At 60.6% G+C, this 18,458-nt stretch carries 19 protein-coding genes; 10 read left to right on the top strand and 9 right to left on the bottom strand.

Annotated features, from left to right (window positions below; all coding sequences use genetic code 11):
* From ACYQ3M_RS02010 to ACYQ3M_RS01990, 5 genes are all read right to left on the bottom strand, one after another.
* Positions 1-1,725, bottom strand: coding sequence for a peptidoglycan D,D-transpeptidase FtsI family protein (locus ACYQ3M_RS02010; RefSeq protein WP_460034377.1), 1,725 nt, complete (start codon positions 1,723-1,725; stop codon positions 1-3).
* Positions 1,726-1,730: 5 nt separating this feature from the next.
* Positions 1,731-2,015, bottom strand: coding sequence for a cell division protein FtsL (ftsL, locus tag ACYQ3M_RS02005; RefSeq protein ID WP_460034376.1), 285 nt, complete (start codon positions 2,013-2,015; stop codon positions 1,731-1,733).
* Entirely contained in the window at positions 2,012-2,890 is an 879-nt protein-coding gene (gene rsmH, locus ACYQ3M_RS02000; RefSeq protein WP_460034375.1) for a 16S rRNA (cytosine(1402)-N(4))-methyltransferase RsmH, read from the bottom strand. The genes ftsL and rsmH overlap by 4 nt, the downstream gene beginning before the upstream one ends.
* Before the next feature lie 2 nt (positions 2,891-2,892).
* Entirely contained in the window at positions 2,893-3,399 is a 507-nt protein-coding gene (gene mraZ / locus ACYQ3M_RS01995; RefSeq protein WP_460034374.1) for a division/cell wall cluster transcriptional repressor MraZ, read from the bottom strand.
* Positions 3,400-3,470: 71 nt separating this feature from the next.
* Positions 3,471-4,049 (bottom strand): CPBP family intramembrane glutamic endopeptidase, encoded by a 579-nt coding sequence (locus tag ACYQ3M_RS01990; protein ID WP_460034373.1) that lies wholly within the window; start codon positions 4,047-4,049, stop codon positions 3,471-3,473.
* A gap of 77 nt (positions 4,050-4,126) precedes the next feature.
* Here ACYQ3M_RS01990 and ACYQ3M_RS01985 point away from each other — a divergent pair, with 77 nt between their 5' ends.
* The 4 genes from ACYQ3M_RS01985 (at position 4,127) to glnA (ending at position 8,122) form a co-directional block, all read left to right on the top strand.
* Positions 4,127-5,167, top strand: a complete 1,041-nt coding sequence (locus tag ACYQ3M_RS01985) for a tRNA (5-methylaminomethyl-2-thiouridylate)-methyltransferase (RefSeq protein ID WP_460034372.1) — start codon at positions 4,127-4,129, stop codon at positions 5,165-5,167.
* Complete coding sequence (locus ACYQ3M_RS01980; RefSeq protein WP_460034371.1) at positions 5,164-5,388, top strand: sulfurtransferase TusA family protein; 225 nt, start codon at positions 5,164-5,166, stop codon at positions 5,386-5,388. The genes ACYQ3M_RS01985 and ACYQ3M_RS01980 overlap by 4 nt, the downstream gene beginning before the upstream one ends.
* Positions 5,385-6,536: a cation diffusion facilitator family transporter gene (locus ACYQ3M_RS01975; RefSeq protein WP_460034370.1), complete on the top strand. Its 1,152-nt coding sequence runs from the start codon at positions 5,385-5,387 to the stop codon at positions 6,534-6,536. The genes ACYQ3M_RS01980 and ACYQ3M_RS01975 overlap by 4 nt, the downstream gene beginning before the upstream one ends.
* Before the next feature lie 176 nt (positions 6,537-6,712).
* Positions 6,713-8,122 carry a glutamate--ammonia ligase gene (gene glnA / locus ACYQ3M_RS01970; RefSeq protein ID WP_460034369.1) on the top strand — a complete coding sequence of 470 codons (1,410 nt, stop codon included), beginning with the start codon at positions 6,713-6,715 and terminating at the stop codon, positions 8,120-8,122.
* Between the two features lie 3 nt (positions 8,123-8,125).
* Here the strand turns inward: glnA and ACYQ3M_RS01965 are convergent, their stop codons facing one another.
* The 3 genes from ACYQ3M_RS01965 to glnK all read right to left on the bottom strand — a co-directional run bounded on the left by ACYQ3M_RS01965 (position 8,126) and on the right by glnK (position 11,143).
* Positions 8,126-9,325: an ammonium transporter family protein gene (locus ACYQ3M_RS01965; RefSeq protein ID WP_460034368.1), complete on the bottom strand. Its 1,200-nt coding sequence runs from the start codon at positions 9,323-9,325 to the stop codon at positions 8,126-8,128.
* 94 nt (positions 9,326-9,419) lie between these two features.
* Entirely contained in the window at positions 9,420-10,781 is a 1,362-nt protein-coding gene (locus tag ACYQ3M_RS01960) for an ammonium transporter (RefSeq protein ID WP_460034367.1), read from the bottom strand.
* 23 nt (positions 10,782-10,804) lie between these two features.
* On the bottom strand, positions 10,805-11,143 hold the full coding sequence (gene glnK, locus ACYQ3M_RS01955; RefSeq protein ID WP_460034366.1) for a P-II family nitrogen regulator: 339 nt from the start codon (positions 11,141-11,143) through the stop codon (positions 10,805-10,807).
* Between the two features lie 201 nt (positions 11,144-11,344).
* Here glnK and glnL point away from each other — a divergent pair, with 201 nt between their 5' ends.
* Positions 11,345-12,406, top strand: coding sequence for a nitrogen regulation protein NR(II) (gene glnL, locus ACYQ3M_RS01950; protein ID WP_460034365.1), 1,062 nt, complete (start codon positions 11,345-11,347; stop codon positions 12,404-12,406).
* Complete coding sequence (ntrC, locus tag ACYQ3M_RS01945; RefSeq protein WP_460034364.1) at positions 12,399-13,826, top strand: nitrogen regulation protein NR(I); 1,428 nt, start codon at positions 12,399-12,401, stop codon at positions 13,824-13,826. Before glnL ends, ntrC begins: the two co-directional genes overlap by 8 nt.
* 58 nt (positions 13,827-13,884) lie before the next feature.
* On the opposite strand, the gene ACYQ3M_RS01940 is transcribed toward ntrC, so the two are convergent.
* Positions 13,885-14,139 (bottom strand): type II toxin-antitoxin system HicB family antitoxin, encoded by a 255-nt coding sequence (locus ACYQ3M_RS01940; RefSeq protein WP_460034363.1) that lies wholly within the window; start codon positions 14,137-14,139, stop codon positions 13,885-13,887.
* A 121-nt stretch (positions 14,140-14,260) separates the two neighbouring features.
* Between ACYQ3M_RS01940 and ACYQ3M_RS01935 the strand changes: the two genes are divergently transcribed.
* The 4 genes from ACYQ3M_RS01935 to ACYQ3M_RS01920 are packed head-to-tail and all read left to right on the top strand — an operon-like array spanning position 14,261 to position 18,416.
* Complete coding sequence (locus ACYQ3M_RS01935; protein ID WP_460034362.1) at positions 14,261-14,581, top strand: hypothetical protein; 321 nt, start codon at positions 14,261-14,263, stop codon at positions 14,579-14,581.
* Between the two features lie 9 nt (positions 14,582-14,590).
* On the top strand, positions 14,591-17,140 hold the full coding sequence (nirB, locus tag ACYQ3M_RS01930) for a nitrite reductase large subunit NirB (RefSeq protein ID WP_460034361.1): 2,550 nt from the start codon (positions 14,591-14,593) through the stop codon (positions 17,138-17,140).
* On the top strand, positions 17,137-17,502 hold the full coding sequence (nirD, locus tag ACYQ3M_RS01925) for a nitrite reductase small subunit NirD (RefSeq protein ID WP_460034360.1): 366 nt from the start codon (positions 17,137-17,139) through the stop codon (positions 17,500-17,502). The genes nirB and nirD overlap by 4 nt, the downstream gene beginning before the upstream one ends.
* Positions 17,499-18,416 carry a PhzF family phenazine biosynthesis protein gene (locus ACYQ3M_RS01920; protein ID WP_460034359.1) on the top strand — a complete coding sequence of 306 codons (918 nt, stop codon included), beginning with the start codon at positions 17,499-17,501 and terminating at the stop codon, positions 18,414-18,416. Before nirD ends, ACYQ3M_RS01920 begins: the two co-directional genes overlap by 4 nt.
* Positions 18,417-18,458: the final 42 nt, after the last annotated feature.

Raw genomic sequence — 18,458 nt, 5'->3', positions numbered from 1 at the left:
TCAATCCCCCGCTTCGTCCAACTCCGCCAGGCGCGTCCGCCAATCGGTCTCCGGCACCGCATCCGGCGGCACGCCGAGCAACTTCAGCGCCATTTCCATCACCCGCGCGAACACCGGCGCGGCCACCTCGCCTCCGTAGTACTGCCCTCCTTGAGGTTCCTCGATCACCACCAAAAGTACTAACCGCGGCCTAGAAGCGGGCGCGATCCCTAGGAACAAGGAGCGATAGCGGTCGTCGGCGTAGCCACCCGGGACGGCGATCTTGGCCGTTCCGGTTTTACCCGCCACGCGGTACCCGGCCACCTGCGCCTTGACCGCGGTCCCTTGCCGGCTGACCACGCCCTCCAGCATCTGCAGCACCGTCTTTGCCACCGCGGGTGGCAGAATTGTGCGCGCGTGGGGGTCGTGGTCGCGCGGCAATAAGGTCAAGCTGTGGAGGACTCCACCGTCGGCCAGTGCGGTATAAGCGCGCACCAGCTGCACGGCCGAGACCGAAATCCCGTAGCCAAACGCCACCGTCGCCTGCTCGAACTTCCCCCAGCCGGAAGGGTCAGGCAAAACTCCCCGCGCTTCGCTGGGAAACTCGATGCCGGTCGGCTGCGCCAGCCCAAACTCTTTAAGGCACGCGGCGAACGCTTGCGGCGGCATCCGCAAAGCCACCTGGGTGATCCCGACGTTGCTCGACTTGTGCAGAATCCCGGCCAGATCGAGCACGCCGTAATCCTGATGATCGCGCACGATATGGCGTCCCACACGCAGCCAACCCGGGTGGGTATCGAGCCTAAAATCCGCCGCCACCGCTCGTTCACGCAAGGCGCACGCCAAAGCCAAAGGTTTTAAAGTCGAGCCCGGTTCGAAGCTGTCGACGACCGCGCGATTGCGAAAATGCCCGCTTTTCAGCGAGCGGCGTCGATTGGGATTGAATGCGGGCTGGTTGGCAAGCGCGAGAATCTCGCCGGTGCGCGCGTCGGCAAGCGCCAGCATGCCGCCTTTGGCTCGATGGGCCGCCACCGCGTGTTTAAGCTCAAGGTACCCAAAATACTGCAAGCGCCGGTCGATGCTTAAGACTACGTCGCGACCCGGGCGGACCTCTTGCAAGGCTTCGATGGCCTCGATGATCCGCCCGCGCCGGTCCTGCATTACCCGCATGCGTCCTGGAATTCCCCGCAATTGGGATTCGAACTGTTTTTCCAACCCTTCCTGGCCGCGTTGATCGATATCCGTAAACCCCAAAAGCTGCGAGGTCACCTCCGCGGACGGGTAATACCGCTTGAATTCGGGTTTTAAAAACAGCCCCTCGATCTCCAGCTTGGCGATCTCCTCCGCCTCCGCCGGGGGCAGGTGCCGCTTGAGGTAGAGGAAGGCGCGGTCGCGGCGGGCGGAGATCCTGGCGGCTAGATTTCGCTCGCTGGTCCTCAGAAGCCGAGCCAGGGCCCGCAGTTGCTCAGGACTGGCACGGAATTTGCGCGGATCGACGCACACCGACTCCACCTTGGCGCTGACCGCCAGCGGCACGCCTTCCCGGTCCAACAATTGCCCGCGGTGGGCAGGCAAACTCACCACGCGGATTTGCTGCCTGTCCGCGCGGCGTTGATAGAATTCCCGCTGCCACACCTGGACGTAGAACGCCCGTACCATCAGCCCCACTAACCCCAAGCCAAACCCCGTCAGGACCAATATTCGCCGCCAAGGCGCAAGCTCAACTGGGGAGACATCGGCGGCCATATCCGTCAATCGAGCTTTCGGGACAGAGGGAGGTAGGCGATCTCATCGGCTTGGGGGACCCCCATCCGCAACCGGCTTCGGGCCAAGCGTTCGATCCGCGCCGGATCGGCAAAAGCGTGTTCTTCCAGCAATAACTGTTCCCATTCGACTTCAAACGCATCCAATTGCGCCTGCAGTTGTTGAATTTCGTTGACTAACAGGCGGCTGCGATATTTGCCATGCACCACGATCACCGCCGACGCAGTCACCAAAAGCGCCAGCGCCACACCTGCCCACGCCCACGCGTTCATCCTCGCCGCTCGGCGACCCTAAGGAGGGCGCTGCGCGCGCGGGGATTGTGAGCTATCTCCCACGCGCTCGGCCGCTGTTTGCCCAAGGCGTGCAGGGACAAAGCCTCCCGGAGGAAGCGTTTGACGATCCGGTCCTCTAGCGAATGAAACGCGATCGTCACCAGCCGTCCGCCCGGGGCCAGGATCTCCCCCGCCTGCGCCAGCACCGCTTCGAGGCACTCGAGCTCGCGGTTGACAAAAATGCGCAGCGCTTGGAAAGCGCGGGTAGCCGGGTGCTTGCGCCATTTTTGCCGCGGGACGCTGCGCTCGATCAACTGCGCCAACTGCCGGGTGCGGGTGAGGGGCTCAAGCGCGCGCGCCGCCACGATCGCCCGCGCGATCCGACGGGCAAAGCGCTCTTCCCCGTAGCGCCACAAAACCTCGGCGATCTCGCGTTCCCCGGCGCGCGCCAGCCAGTCCGCGGCGCTCATCCCAGCGCGCGGATCCATACGCATATCCAAAGGACCATCGCGAAGAAAGGCAAAGCCGCGCTCGGGGTTGTCCAACTGCGGCGAAGAAACGCCAAGATCGAGCAGCACGCCCAAAACCTTGCCTCTATAACCCAGCGCTTCGACGATTTCTTTAAGCTGGCTAAAATCCGCATGGATCAAGGTAAATCGCAGATCCTGCCTTAAACCTTGCGCCTCGGGCGAGGCGATGGCCTCCGGATCCTTGTCCAGCGCGATCAAGCGCCCGGAAGATCCTAGCCGCTCGAGAATCGCCCGACTGTGTCCTCCGCGCCCGAAGGTGCAATCTACGTACACCCCGTCTTCACGAATCGCCAACCCCGCCAGCGCTTCTTCCAGCATGACGGGTCGATGAACGGTCGCATCCATGGTCAAAGCTTAAGAGCGCTCCAATCCAAAGAATCCGGAAGCTCGGTCAGATTGGTTTCTTCCACCCAGACGTTGCGGCGGATGTCCCAGGTCTGCGCGTCCCAAATTTCAAACTTGCCGCCCACACCGACCAAGGCCACGGCTTTGTCCAAATTGGCGTATTTACGCAACGGGGGAACCACCAGAACACGCCCCTGTCCGTCCAAGGCGCACTCGCTGGCGTGGCCGATCAACAGCCGCTGCAGACGGCGGACATGGGAGTTGACAGAGGGTAGGGAAAGCAACTGCCGCTCGAGCGCCTGCCATTGGGATAAGCCGTACAACCAAAGACAACGATTGTCGATCGCGATGGTGATTACCGCTTGGCCATCGTGCTCACGCTGCAAAACCTCGCGGTATTTGGCGGGGATGGCCAAACGCCCTTTTTCATCCAAGGTAAGCGCATAAATTCCACGAAACACCCCCCACTCTCCACAAAATCCCACAATTCCCCACAAAGTTTGAGGCACTATAAAAAGCTGGCCGCGCTTCGTCAAGCGTGCCTTTGAACAACAAAAGTTGCCTTAAAACGACTTAGAACTTAAGCGGTGCGCTCAGAGCGATAGGCCGCCGCGACGATGAAGAAAGCGGCCAAATCGTAGGCGGCGTGCACGAACATCGGGATCAGTAGGTTGCGTTCTCCTCCTGCATCCAGGAGCCAACCAAGATACATCCCGGTCAGCGCCGCCAGCAAGGTGTACAAGGGGCTCACCGCGTGCGCCAGACCAAACAGGAGATTGCTGAGCAACAAGGCCGGAAGTTTTCCCCACATCCCTTCCAACCAAGGTTGCAGAACGCCGCGGAACAAGATTTCCTCACCGACTCCGGCCAGGACGGCGACGTAGGCCAACTCGTACCAACGGCAAGAGGCCAGTACCCCACCTAGGATATCGAGCAACAGCCGTTTAATCTTCTCAAGCTCCGTCCACGAACAGCGATACAAAACGCCAAAAAAGACCAGCAGCCCCAACGTGCCGAGCAAGCCCAAAGCGATCGCATCGGCACGCCAGCGAAATGCGGCCCAGGGATCGATCCCCACCCACACCCCCAGCAAATACGCCACACCTATCAATCCGCCCTCAAAAGCCGTAGCCAGGCTTAAAAATCGGGTTTTATTCATCCTTATTGTCCTGCCGAACTCAATCGGGTTTGAGGTGGTACAATTCGTTTTTTAATCGATACGACAAGATTTGCGTTATGAGCCAGCAACGCAAAGCCATCGCCCTGATCTCCGGCGGCTTAGATTCCATGCTCGCCGCTAAAGTCATCCAGGCCCAGGGCATTTACGTGGAAGGGATCAACTTCTTTACGGGTTTTTGCGTGGAAGGCCACACGCACGCCATTCGCCAGCGCGATCGCAAAAAAGCAAAGCGCAACAACGCCTTATGGGTGGCCGAGCAGCTTGGGATCAAACTCCACATTCTAGACGTCAGCGAAGAATACAAAGAAATCGTCATCAATCCCAAATACGGCTATGGCGCCCACCTTAACCCGTGTTTAGACTGCAAGATCTTTATGGTACGCAAGGCCAAGCAATGGCTGATCGAGCATGGGTTCGATTTTATCGTCACCGGGGAGGTAATCGGCCAGCGCCCCAAATCCCAGCGCAAGGATACCATGCCGTTGGTCGCGTGCGAATCGGGCGCCGACGACCTGCTGCTTAGACCTTTGTGCGCCAAGCACCTGCCGCCCACCAAACCGGAGCGGGAAGGTTGGGTGGACCGCAACCGGCTCTATGATTTTTGCGGGCGCAATCGCAAACCCCAGATGGAACTGGCCAAGGCGTTCGGCCTGACCGATTATGCCCAGCCCGCCGGCGGCTGTTGTTTTCTCACCGACGAGAATTATTCCCGCAAGCTCGCCGATCTGTGGCAAGCCCGCGGCGACAAGCGCTACGAGCTGGACGACATCCTGCTCCTCAAAGTCGGCCGTCACCTTCGCCCCCGCCCTCAATTCAAGTTGATCATCGCCCGCGAAGAAGGCGAGAGCCGCTTTTTAAGCGGCTACAAAAAACGGTTCGCGCATCTTTATCCGCTCAGCCATCCCGGCCCGCTCGCCTTGATCGACGGCCACCCTACCGCCGAAGACCTGATCCTGGCCGCCCGCATCGTCGCCCGCTACAGTCAAGGGCGCGAGGCCGAGGAGGTCGAGGTCCTCGCAGCCACCCCGCAAGAGGAATACCGCTTCCGCATTGCTCCCCTCAAGCCTTACGAGATCCCAGAAGAGTGGCTGCTATGACCTACGAACGCATCGATGCGCGCGGTTTGTTGTGCCCGCTGCCGGTGATCCGCCTCCAAGACGCCGCCAAGCGCTTTCCTCCTGGCACTCGGGTGGAACTGATCGGCACCGACCCCGGAATTTTCCAGGACGTTCCCGCCTGGTGCCGGGTCCACGGCCATGAGCTACTAAAGACCTGGCAGCAAGGCGACCAATACCACGTCCTGCTCGCGCTTAGATGAGCACCACCTTGCACCGCGCCAAGCTGCTTGAGGCCAAGCTGCACGTTACCCTGATGGGGGCAGCGGTCAATGTGCTGTTGGCGGCGGGCAAAATCGCCGGCGGGATTTATGGCCGGTCCGAAGCCTTGATCGTGGACGGCATCCACTCGGTTTCCGACCTGGCCACCGACGCCTTGGTCTTCTTCACCTTGCGCCTCGCCGGCCGAGGCGCCGACGAGACCCACCCGTACGGTCACGGCCGATTCGAGACCGCGGCGGCGATCGGGTTGGGGCTGGTCCTTGCGGCGGTGGCCGCCGGCGTGATCTTGGACGCCGCTGAGCGCCTGCAGCAGGAGGCCTCCTTGTGGCTACCGAGCCGCTGGACGCTCCTCGCTGCCGGCGCCTCGATCCTGGTCAAAGAGGGGCTGTACCGCTATACCCTCAAGGTAGCCCACCGCACCGGCTCGCGCTTGTTACGCGCCAACGCCTGGCACCATCGCTCGGACGCGGTGTCCTCGCTCGTGGTCGTGGCCGGCATCGTCGGAAGCTTGTACGGCTACCGCTTTGCCGACGCGGTGGCCGCGATCGTCGTTGGCCTGATGATCGCCAAAATCGGCTTCGAACTGATCCTAGACAGCGCCCGCGAGCTGGTGGATACGGGCCTACCGGCGACCCGGGTGCGGCAGATCGAAAAGGCCATCCTGAGCACCGAAGGCGTCAAATCCTTACACTCCCTGCGCAGCCGCCAGATGGCCGGCGAAGCTTTGCTGGACGTACACATCCAAGTCTCGCCGGAAATTTCTGTCTCCGAAGGCCACGCCATCGCCGACAAAGTGCGCGACCTTTTGCTCGAGCAATTTGAAGAGATCAGCGACGTGACCGTCCACATCGACGCCGAGCGCGATCTAAACCAACCCCCGTTGCGCCTGCCGCTGCGCCCTCAAGTCCTGGCCGAACTCCAAAAAGCCTGGAGCCATTTGCCTTACGCCCGCCAGATCCAAAAGATCAACCTGCATTATTTGGAAGGCAAAATCGCTGTAGACGTTTATCTTCCCCTTGCGCTTTTGAGTTCCGAGACTTCTGCGGAAGACATCCTGAACCAACTTCGGCAAGCCGCCGCCACACTTCCTTTCATCGGCAACGTGCAGGTATACTTTGGGCTGTCTTAAAAAAATCTGCCCTGGATTGGTGCAAATAACGCTCAAAAACTGCTTCAAATTAGGGCAAGCAAATCGAAAATCTTAAAAACCGGCACAAAAAAACGATGCCCTGTTTATGGCACAATTTGTGCTTAATTCCCTTAAGGCCGTGCGCCGAATCAAGCCCTAACTCATAGAGGATAACCATGTCTGTAGATAAGGTATTTGAAATCATCAAAGAAAAAGAAATCAAGTTTGTCGATCTGCGCTTTGCCGACACCCGCGGCAAAGAGCAGCACCTGACCGTCCCAGCCCACACCGTCGACGAGGAATTCTTCGAATCCGGCAAGATGTTTGACGGCTCGTCGATCGCCGGCTGGAAAGGCATCCAAGAATCGGACATGATCTTGATGCCGGATCCGGACACCGCGGTGGTCGATCCGTTCTTCGAGACGCCCACCTTGATCCTGCGCTGCGACATCGTCGAGCCCTCGACCATGGAAGGCTACAGCCGCTGCCCGCGCTCTTTGGCCAAGCGCGCTGAAGCCTATTTGAAATCCACCGGCATCGCCGACACCGCCCTGTTCGGCCCGGAAAACGAGTTTTTCATCTTCGACGACGTGCGCTGGGCCGCCGACATTCACCGCTGCTTCTACGAAATCGACTCGGAAGAAGCCTCGTGGAACACCGAGAAGGTTTACGAGGGCGGCAACATCGGCCACCGCCCGGCCGTCAAGGGCGGCTACTTCCCGGTTCCGCCGGTGGACTCGTTGCAGGACATCCGCACGACCATATGCGAAACCCTGGAAGAGATGGGGCTCAAAACCGAAGTCCATCACCACGAGGTGGCTACCGCCGGGCAGTGCGAGATCGGCGTGCGCTGTAATACTCTGACCAAAAAGGCCGACGAAGTCTTGATCCTCAAATACGTGGTCCAGAACGTCGCCCACTCCTTTGGTAAGACCGCCACCTTCATGCCCAAACCCTTGGTCGGCGACAACGGCAGCGGGATGCACGTGCACCAGTCGTTGAGCAAGAACGGAGTTAACCTATTTAGCGGCGATCTCTACGGCGGGCTGTCGGAACTTGCCTTGTACTACATCGGCGGCATCTTAAAGCACGCGCGCGCCCTGAATGCCTTCACCAACGCTTCGACCAACAGTTACAAGCGCCTGGTGCCGGGCTTTGAAGCGCCGGTGATGCTCGCCTACTCGGCCCGCAACCGCTCGGCCTCCATCCGCGTGCCGTTCATCGCCAACCCCAAAGCGCGCCGGATCGAGGTGCGCTTCCCGGATTCCACCGCCAACCCTTACCTGGCCTTCGCGGCGATGCTGATGGCCGGCCTGGACGGGATCCAAAACAAGATCCATCCGGGCGACGCGATGGACAAGAACTTGTACGACCTCCCGCCGGAAGAAGAACGGGAAATCCCCAAGGTTTGCTTCTCCTTGGATCAGGCGCTGGAGCATCTGGATAAAGACCGCGCCTTCCTCAAGGCCGGGGGAGTGTTCAGCGACGACCTGATCGATGCCTACATCGAGCTCAAAATGCAGGAAGTCACGCGCCTTAGGATGAGCACCCATCCGGTCGAATTCGACCTGTACTACAGCTTATAAGTCCTATTCAAACGCGTTTTGCCGCTCGCCTGTTGGCTCCGGGCCGATTCCGACCGTAAGCTTGAGCGCCCACCAAACCAGAAGGCTTGCGGCAAACGCAAACCCTAAAATCGCCGCCGCGCCGAGCAGCTGGATGCCGAACCTGGCTTGCGGATGGGTCAGGCATACCGCGGCCAATCCCCAAAGGGCGGCTGCGCCGTGAATGGACAGAACACCGATCGGATCGTCTAGGCCCAGTTTGTCCAGACCCATCCTGAAAAGCACCGCAATCGCCCCGGCAACCGCCCCCACACCCAAACTTTGCCAAGGCAATGGAGTCAAAGGTTCGGCGGCAATCGCCACCAGCCCCGCCAGCAGACCGCTAAGCAACGCGCGCCAATCGACCTTGCCGGACCAGGCACGGGCAGCAAGGAGTGCGGTAACCGCGCCTCCGGCGGCGGCGGTTTGCGTGTTGACGAACACCCGGGCGACCGCGTTGGCCTCGGCGATATCGGAAACCTTAAGCTCCGCCCCGCCGGTGAAGCCAAACCAGCCAAGCCACAGAATCAAAGCGCCCAGGCCCGCCAAAGGCAGATTGTGGCGAGAAGGATCAACCTCGTTTTCCACCCCTTCTTTACCCGCGCGCGGGCCAAGGAGCAGCACGCCGGCTAAAGCGGCCCCGGCGCCGCACAGATGCACCACTCCGGCGCCGGCAAAATCCAAAAAACCCAACTCGTCCAAAAATCCTCCCCCCCATTTCCAATAGCCTTGCAGGGGATAAATAAAGCCGGTCAGAACGAGCGCGAATACCAAGGAAGGAAGTAACCTCGCCCGACCGGCCAGCGCCCCGGCGACGATGGCGACGACGGTCACAACGAAGGCCGCCTGAAAAAAGAAATCGGCCATTTTCGAATAGTAAAAGACCCCTTGGCTCTGCAAGATTTCCTGCGCCCTATGGTCTTGCCCGATCCCCCAACCGATCCCCGGCCAGAGCGGATTTAAGGGGGCCTCGGGATACATGAGGCGGTAGCCGACCAGCAAGTAAGCAAGGTAGGCTACAGCATACAAAGCCAGATTTGCGGTCCAAACCTCAGCGGCGTTTCTCACCTGCATCAGGCCCGTCTGAAAGAGAGCAAACCCTATCCCCAGGCTCATCACCAGCACCCCGCTGAGGAGCAGATAAAAGGTATCCAAAGCGTATCGGGTCTCGACGATTTGTTCCACGCTGGCCTCTCGACAAAGCAAAAATCGGCTTTATAATATCGGGAAAGCACAAAAAAAGGGCGCCTTAAGGCGCCCTCGTCCCCACGAGGAGGGGTCAATTGTAGGCTTTCTCGCCGTGGGAGCTGATGTCTAGGCCTTCGCGCTCTTCCTCCTCGCTGACCCTAAGCCCCAAGAGCACATCGATCGCCTTGTAAAGAACGAAGCTCAAAATGCCGGTCCACACGATCGCAGTTACGGTAGCGATGACCTGCTTGCTTACCTGGCCACCCATGGAGACGCCGTCGGGATAACCCACGCCTCCCAGTTCGGAAGCCATGAAAACGCCAGTCAGGATCGCGCCGATCATCCCGCCTATTCCGTGAACGCCGAAAACGTCCAAGGAATCGTCGTAACCCAAAGCCGGTTTGAGCCCGACCACCGCCCAAAAGCAGACGATTCCCGCCAACGCGCCGATGACGATCGCCCCCATCGGCCCGACGAAACCGCACGCCGGGGTGATCGCCACCAGACCCGCCACCGCCCCAGACGCGGCGCCCAGCATGCTGGGCTTGCCCTTGGCGATCCATTCTACCCCCATCCAGCCGAGCACGGCGGCCGCCGTGGCAAATTGCGTGTTGGCCAGGACCATCCCGGCGATGCCGTCGGCGGCAAGTTCAGAACCCACGTTGAAACCGAACCAGCCTACCCACAAAAGCGATGCCCCCACCATGGTCAGGCCCAAGTTGTGAGGCGGCATGGCCTCCCGTCCGTAGCGCAAGCGTTTGCCCAACACGAGCGCCCCCACCAAACCGGCAATCCCTGCGTTGACGTGGACCACCGTGCCGCCGGCGAAATCTTTGGCCCCAAGGTCTGCCAGCCAGCCACCTCCCCACACCATGTGGGCGATGGGAACGTAGCAGAGGATTAGCCACCCCGCCATAAACCACAGCACGGCGGAAAACTTGATCCGCTCCGCAAAGGAACCAACGATGAGCGCCGGGGTAATCGCGGCAAAGGTCATCTGGAAGGTTAAAAACACGTATTCCGGAATGACTCCGTTTAGGGTATCCGGCGTCAAGCCTTTCAAGAAAGCTTTGGAAAATCCGCCGATCACCGCATCGAGTTTTGCGGGTCCTTCAGTGAACGCCAGGCTGTAACCAACCAGCGCCCATAGCACCGACACTAGGCAAAAGGTGATGAACACCTGCATCAAGATCGACAACACGTTCTTGGCCCGCACCAATCCGCCATAGAACAGGGCCAATCCCGGAATGGTCATCATGATGACCAACACGGTCGCGACGATCATCCAGGCCGTGCTTCCCGTATCCAAAGCCGGCGGTTTCTCTTCGGCCAAAGGTGCAGTTACCGCCTGCGTTTCCGGAGCGGTGAGGGTGGTGCCTTCCTCGGCATGCCCCAATCCGGGAGGCACCAAGCCCCAAAAAGCCAGAATAAACAGAACTATGAATTTTCTCATGATATCTCCTGATCCTTGTTTTACTATAGAGCCTCTGCCCCGGTTTCTCCGGTGCGGATGCGCAGCACGTGCTCTAAGTTCGAAATGAAAATCTTGCCGTCCCCGATCCTGCCGGTGCGGGCGGCGTTGCTGATGGCCTCCACCACCCGTTCCACCTGCTCGTCGGTGACCGCCACTTCGATCTTGATCTTGGGCAGGAAATCGACCACGTATTCGGCGCCCCGATAGAGTTCGGTATGGCCTTTTTGGCGGCCAAATCCCTTGACCTCGGTCACGGTGATCCCAGAGACGCCCACTTCCGACAAGGCCTCGCGCACGTCGTCCAATTTAAAGGGCTTGATGATCGCAGTTACCAGTTTCATCGCCATTCCTCATGCTTTGACCGTTGTCAAAGAAACCAAGGCATCTTTTGTGCCATTTAGGAATGAGGTTAATTCGAATTGAATTGAATTCCAGCGTGCGCTTTTTTGAATTTTTTTGCACCATTGTGGGGCAAGCCACTGCCTTTACTTTTTAAAACCGCTTTTAAAATTCAGGCATTTTATTTGCTTAAAAACTTTTTGATGGCGCAAGAATCGCTCTACCAACGCATCCTCGAGCACCTGGGCAACGCGGTATTGCTGTTCGACCGCAGCGGGCGCCTGCGTTACCTTAACCCCGCGGGAGAAATGCTGCTGCAGATCAGCGCTCGCCAAAGCCTGGGACTTTCGGCGGTGGAGTTGTTCGGCCCCCAGGGGGAGAAGCTCGCCCTAGACCTGGCCCACACCATCGCCAGCGGCGCCCCGCGGGTAGAGCGCAACCTGCCTTTGCAGTTGCCGGGGCGTCTCCTTCCGGTACACTGCGCCATGACCCCCTTGTTTCAAGGCGAGCAAGTGGAGGCGGTGGTGATGGAAATCGAAGACGTGGAGCGCTACCAGCAACTCTCCCGGGACGAGCGCGGCTTAATCCAACAGAACATCGTGCATCAACTGCTGCGCGGCCTAGCCCACGAGATCAAAAACCCTTTGGGGGGGCTGCGCGGCGCGGCCCAACTTTTGGCCGCCGAACTGGCCGATCCGGCGTTGACCGAGTACACCGACGTGATCATCGCCGAAGCCGACCGCCTAAGCGCTCTGATCGACCGCCTGTTGGCGCCGGATCAGCCGCTCAAGCGGGTCGAGCTCAACATCCACCAAGTCCTGGAACGGGTGCGCCAGATCCTCATGGCGGAATACCCCAAGCTTTCCGTCCGGCGCGATTACGACCCCAGCCTGCCGCCGATCTCAGGCGACTTGAACCAACTCATCCAGGCCTTCCTCAACATCGCCCGCAACGCCGCCCAAGCCTTAGAGGGCGTAGGCGAGATCACCCTGCGCACCCGCATCCAGCGCCGCGTCACCATCCGCCAGCGCCATTACCGGCAGGTGGTGCGGGTGGAGGTGATCGACCCGGGCCCGGGCATTCCTCCGGAACTCATCGACCAGATTTTCTATCCCATGATCACCGGCCGCGTGGGCGGCACTGGGCTGGGACTGCCCATCGCCCAGACCCTGATCACCCGCCACGGCGGGATGATCGAGTGCCAGTCGCAGCCTGGCCGGACGTGTTTTGCCGTCTATTTACCGTTGGAGGGCTCTCATGCCTGATGAAGTCTGGGTAATCGACGACGATCAGTCAATCCGCTGGGTCCTGGACAAGGCCCTGAAAAAAGCCGGTTTCAAGGTCCGTTGTTTTGCCGATGCGGCCGAGCCTGAGTTTTTACTGCGCCGCCAAAGGCCTAAAGCGCTGCTCACCGACATCCGCATGCCGGGCATCGACGGTCTGGAGCTGTTACAGCGCCTTCAGGGCAGCCACCCCGACCTGCCGGTGATCGTGATGACCGCACACTCGGACTTGGACAGCGCGGTCGCCTCCCTGCACGGGGGCGCGTTCGAGTACCTGCCCAAGCCGTTCGACTTGGAAGAGGTGGTGCAGGTAGTGCAGCGGGCCTGCCAGAGCCGCCCCGTCCCGGAAGCGGGAGACGCCGACCACGGCCCTATCCCCGAGATCATCGGCGAAGCCCCCGCCATGCAGGAGGTGTTCCGCGCCATCGGCCGCCTCGCCCGCTCGCCGATCACCGTGCTGATCACCGGCGAGTCCGGCACCGGCAAGGAACTCATTGCCCGCGCCCTGCACCGCCACAGCCCCCGCCGCGAGGCGCCTTTCATTGCCCTGAACATGGCGGCCATCCCCAAGGATCTTTTGGAGTCGGAGCTGTTCGGGCACGAGAAAGGCGCGTTCACCGGCGCCATCCAGCGCCGCATCGGGCGCTTCGAACAGGCCGACGGCGGCACGCTGTTCTTAGACGAAATCGGCGACATGCCCGCCGAGCTCCAGACCCGTTTGCTTCGGGTGCTGGCGGATGGGGAATTCTATCCGCTTGGCTCCTACACTCCACGCCGGGTGGACGTGCGCATCATCGCCGCCACCCATCAGAACCTCGAGGAACGAGTCGCCCAAGGCCGCTTTCGCGAGGACCTCTACCACCGCCTCAACGTCATCCGCATCCACACCCCAGCGCTGCGAGAACGGCGCGAAGACATCCCGCTGCTGCTGCGCCATTTCTTAACGCGCATCGCCAAAGAACTTGGCACCGAACCCAAAACCCTGCGTCCCGAAGTGGAGGAGTACCTCAGCCGCCTCGACTGGCCCGGCAACGTGCGCCAGCTGGAAAACACCTGCCGCTGGTTGACGGTGATGGCGCCCGGTCAAACCGTCTACCTGGAAGACCTGCCGCCGGAGCTGATGGCAAAACCCTCCCCCGCCCCGACCGCCGCCACCGCCGGCGATTGGCAGGCGCACCTGTCGCAGTGGGCCGTCCAACAGCTGCGCGAGGGCAAACGCAACGTCGCCAAACGGGCCATCGCCGAAGCCGAACGCATCCTGATCCAGGCCGCCTTAAGCCACACCCGCGGGCGCCGCCAAGACGCCGCCCGGCTGTTGGGTTATGGGCGCAACACCTTAACCCGCAAGATCAGCGAACTAAACCTGGAAGGGGACGCGCTCAAAGACACCCGCCACCGATGAAATCGAGGACGCCGCGGGGGATGGGGCACAGCGCGCGGTCGTACTCCTTGGGGCGCCGTCAGGTGGTAGCCGCCGGGCGCGTAGTCCCCGTATAAGGCCCCCGCCGATTTGCGGCAGCTTGGTCACACCGCCACCACGATGTCTCGAACCGCTCCGGCGGCACCGGCAGGTGGTCCTCCTCCAGCGCCGCGACATACGCCGCGATCGCCTCCTTGACGTGGGCGATGGCCTCTTCTTTCGTCTTTCCTTGGCTCACGCAGCCGGGAAGACTCGGGCACTCCGCGACCCAGCAGCCGTCTTCTCCGGGGTACAAAACTACTTGTCTCGCGACACCTCCTCGAAATGTTCCTCTCGCGTTTCTCGGACATCGATTTTACCCGTTACCTCGGCGGAGATAAGGGCGGTGCAGCAGGAACAGAAGCTGTCCGTCGCTGATGCGCGGCAGCCCTGGGCCGAACCGACCGCTTGCGCCTTTCGTGTTCGGCGCGAACCGCCTCTTCGTCGCGCTTCCAATCCTTGCCGTAGGGTGGATTGACGATCAGATAATCGAACGTGCGCCTGGCGTACTTGTCGTTGGAGAGCACGCTGCCGAAAGCGAGAAGGGATCGCTTTGTCTTACCGGCACCGCCGCTTCTTTGGGCAGACGTCCTTGCGGCTGCACGGTGATGGTGCACATTGCCGAACGCTGGTTCGCCCTCAAGCGGTTTTTATTATTGGCACAATTAATGCCTATATCAATATTGCAATCTAATTGAGGTGCCAATATGCCACGCAAAACCCTGATCGTCATCGGCAACGGCATGGTCGGCCACCACTTCGTCGAATCCCTGGTGCAATCCGAGCGCGCCGGCGAGTTCAACTTAGTGATCTTCGGCGAAGAACCGCGCCCCGCCTACGACCGGGTGCATCTGACCGCGTATTTTGCCAGCCGCAATCCCGAAGACCTCGCGCTCGCAAGCCTGGATTTTTACCGCGCCCACGGCATTACCTGCCACTTGGGCGACAAGGTGATCGAGATCGACCGCAGCCAAAAGCTCATCCGCTCCCAAAAAGGGGCGGTATGTTCTTACGATCTTTTGGTGTTGGCGACCGGCTCGTATCCTTTCGTACCGCCCATCCCTGGCCACGACCGGGAAAGATGCTTTGTCTATCGCACCATCGAGGACCTAAGACACATCGCCGAAGCCGCAGCTAAAAGCCGCATCGGGGCGGTGGTGGGCGGCGGCCTGCTTGGCCTGGAGGCGGCCAAGGCACTGCAGGACTTAGGGCTTGAGACCCACGTGGTGGAATTTGCCCCGCGCCTGATGGCGGTGCAACTGGACGACGGCGGCGGCGCTTTGCTGCGGCGTAAGATCGAAGCCTTGGGAGTCAAGGTGCACACCGGCAAGAACACCGTCAACATCGCTTCCGGCACCTCTCGGCGCTTGCGGATGGAGTTTGCTGACGGCGAAAGCCTGGAAACCGACCTGATCGTCTTCTCCGCCGGGATCCGCCCGCGCGATGAGCTGGCCCGCAAGTGTGGTTTAGAGGTCGGATCGCGCGGCGGCATCGTCGTCGACGATTGCCTGAGGACCTCCGACCCCGAGATCTACGCCATCGGCGAATGCGCGCTGTGGCACAACCAAATCTTCGGACTGGTGGCGCCGGGCTATCGGATGGCGCGCGTGTTGGTGGACCACCTAAACGGCAAGGACGTCCGCTTCACCGGTGCCGATCTTTCCACCAAGCTCAAGTTGCTTGGGGTAGAAGTCGGCAGCATCGGCGACTCCCACGGCCGCACTCCGGGTTCCCTGAACTGCGTGTACCAAAACGAACGCGACGGGATCTACAAGCGCCTGATCGTCAGCGCCGACGGCAAAAAGCTCCTGGGCGCGATCCTGGTGGGGGACACATCCCAATACGACACCCTCCTTCAGTATTATTTAAACGGCCTGGATCTTCCCGAACCACCAGATCGCTTGATCCTTCCTGACTTGGCAGAAAAACCCGCCGGACTTGGGCCGGAGGCGCTTCCGGCCGGCGCCACGGTATGCTCGTGCCACAACGTCACCAAGGGTAAGATCGTCGAGCTGATCGACCAAGGGGTGCTCGCCCTGGCCGAGATCAAGGCCCAAACCAAGGCTTCCACCGGCTGCGGCGGCTGCGCCGGACTGTTAAAGTCGCTGGTGGAACACGAGCTCAAAAAGCGCGGGGTCGCGGTCAAAAAGGACCTGTGCGAGCACTTCCCTTATAGCCGCCAAGAGCTTTACCACCTCGTCCGGGTGGAGGAAATCAAAACCTTCGACGAACTGCTCGCCAAACACGGCCGAGGCTTGGGCTGCGACGTGTGCAAGCCGGCGGTGGCCTCGATCCTGGCGTCCTACTGGAACGAATACGTCCTGTCCGACAAGCACTTCAAGCTGCAGGACACCAACGACTACCGGCTGGCCAATATGCAAAAAGACGGCACCTATTCGGTCGTACCGCGCGTCCCGGGCGGGGAGATCACCCCGGACAAGCTGATTGTCTTAGGGCGGGTGGCGAAAAAATACGGCCTCTACACCAAAATCACCGGCGCCCAGAGGATAGACATGTTCGGCGCGCGCTTGGAGCAGCTTCCGGCGATCTGGCGGGATCTGATCGCAGCCGGGTTCGAGTCCGGCCACGCCTACGCCAAGGCGCTGCGCACGGTCAAATCCTGCGTCGGTTCCACCTGGTGCCGCTACGGCGTGCAAGACAGCGTAGGGCTGGCGATCCTGCTCGAGAACCGCTATAAGGGCCTGCGCGCCCCCCACAAGATCAAGATGGCCGTCTCCGGCTGCACCCGCGAATGCGCCGAAGCCCAGGGCAAGGACGTGGGTGTGATCGCCACCGACAAGGGCTGGAACCTGTACGTGGGCGGCAACGGCGGGATGAAGCCGCGCCACGCGGACCTATTCGCCACCGATTTGGATACTGAAACCCTGATCAAGTATATCGACCGTTTCCTGATGTTCTACGTGCGCACCGCCGACCGCCTGCAGCGCACCTCGGTGTGGCTGGAGAACTTAGAAGGCGGCTTAGAGTACCTGCGCGAGGTGATCATCGAGGACAAATTAGGCATCTGTGCCGAATTAGAACAACAGATGCAGCGCCTGATCGCTACCTATGAGTGCGAGTGGAAAAAGACTTTGGAAAACGAGGAAATCTTAAGGCGGCGCTTTCGTTTCTTCGTCAACAGCGAAGCCAGCGACGACAACGTGGTCTTCGTTAAGGAGCGCGGCCAGATCCGCCCGGCCACGTTGGCAGAAAAACAGCGCCTGAGGAAAATTCCGATCGCAGAGGAGGCCTCTTGAGCGGAAAATGCCCCCAAACCGCCTGGATCTCGGTTTGCCGAGTCGAGGATTTGGAACCCGATGCCGGGGTGTGCGCCCTGGTGAACGGCGAGCAGGTGGCGATTTTTTACCTTACCCAACTGAATCAGGTGTATGCTATTGGCAACTACGATCCGTTCAGCGGCGCCAACGTGCTGTCGCGTGGGCTGACCGGCAGCCTCGGTGGGGAGCCGGTAGTCGCCTCGCCGATTTATAAGCAGCACTTCAGCTTGAAGAGCGGGCGTTGCCTGGAAGACGCCAGCCAAGCTGTCCCCACCTACCCGGTGCGGATCGTCGACGGCTGGGTTCAGGTCGGCCTGCCAAAACAGGGGGAAAACGCATGACGGCGGTGATCTATTACCTCGCCGACGCCTTTACCCGCGAGCCGTTCAACGGCGCTCAGGTCGGGGTATTCCCCAAGGCCGAATCCTTGAGCGAGCGGCAGATGCAGCAGCTGGCCGGCGAATTAAATCTTCCCCACAGCGTTTTTCTGTTGCCCCCGGAAAACCCACAGGCCAGCTATCTAGCACGTCTTTTCACCCCGTACCGGGAGGTCGAGTTCGCCGCGCAAGCGTTCATCGCCGCCGGATTCGTCCTCGCCCAAAGCGGGACAGTGGCGGAAAGTGCTGGCGCTACCCGCATTCTGCTAGAAACCCGGCGCGGCCTTTTGCCCATGCACTTTCTTTGCGATTCGACGGGGCTAAAGCAAGTCGCCCTGGCGTTGACTGTCGAGCCGATCGTAGACTCGTTTACCCCGCCGATCGAGGAGCTGGCGGCGATGTTGGGGCTCAAGTCCACCCTGATCGAAACCAAGCGCTTTACCCCCAAAATCGCTTCCTGCGGGCGGCCGTTTTTGATCGTTCCACTGGTGCGCGCCGAGGCCGTAGAACAAGTCGTCTTCGATTTCAAACGCTGGTCTGAGTCCACCGCGCCGGCCACCGCCGCACAAGAGATCCTGCTGTTTAGCCCGCGCACGCGCGAACCGCAAGCCGATTTCCGCGCGCGCCTAGTCGGCCCCAATATCGGCCCCAAAGAAGACCCGCCGGTAGGTGAAGCGATGCCTGCGTTTTGCGGCTATCTGTGTTCTTTTCCCCAGCTGCGCCAAGGGACTTACGCGTTCACCGTGGAACGGGGCAGCAAGAGCAGCCGCCGCAGCCTACTTAACCTGGAGATGGACCACAAAGGCCAAGACAAGCTCAGCTTGCGCATCGGCGGCAAAGCGGTAGTGATCGCCGCAGGCACGATCCGAATCCCTTAAGATTTTTATTCATGCAACGAGCGAACTTTACTCCTGCCCCGG

The sequence above is a fragment of the Methylothermus subterraneus genome (assembly GCF_054656915.1).
Note: the sequence above shows the minus strand (reverse complement) of the source record. Positions and strands in the feature narration are given on the sequence as shown.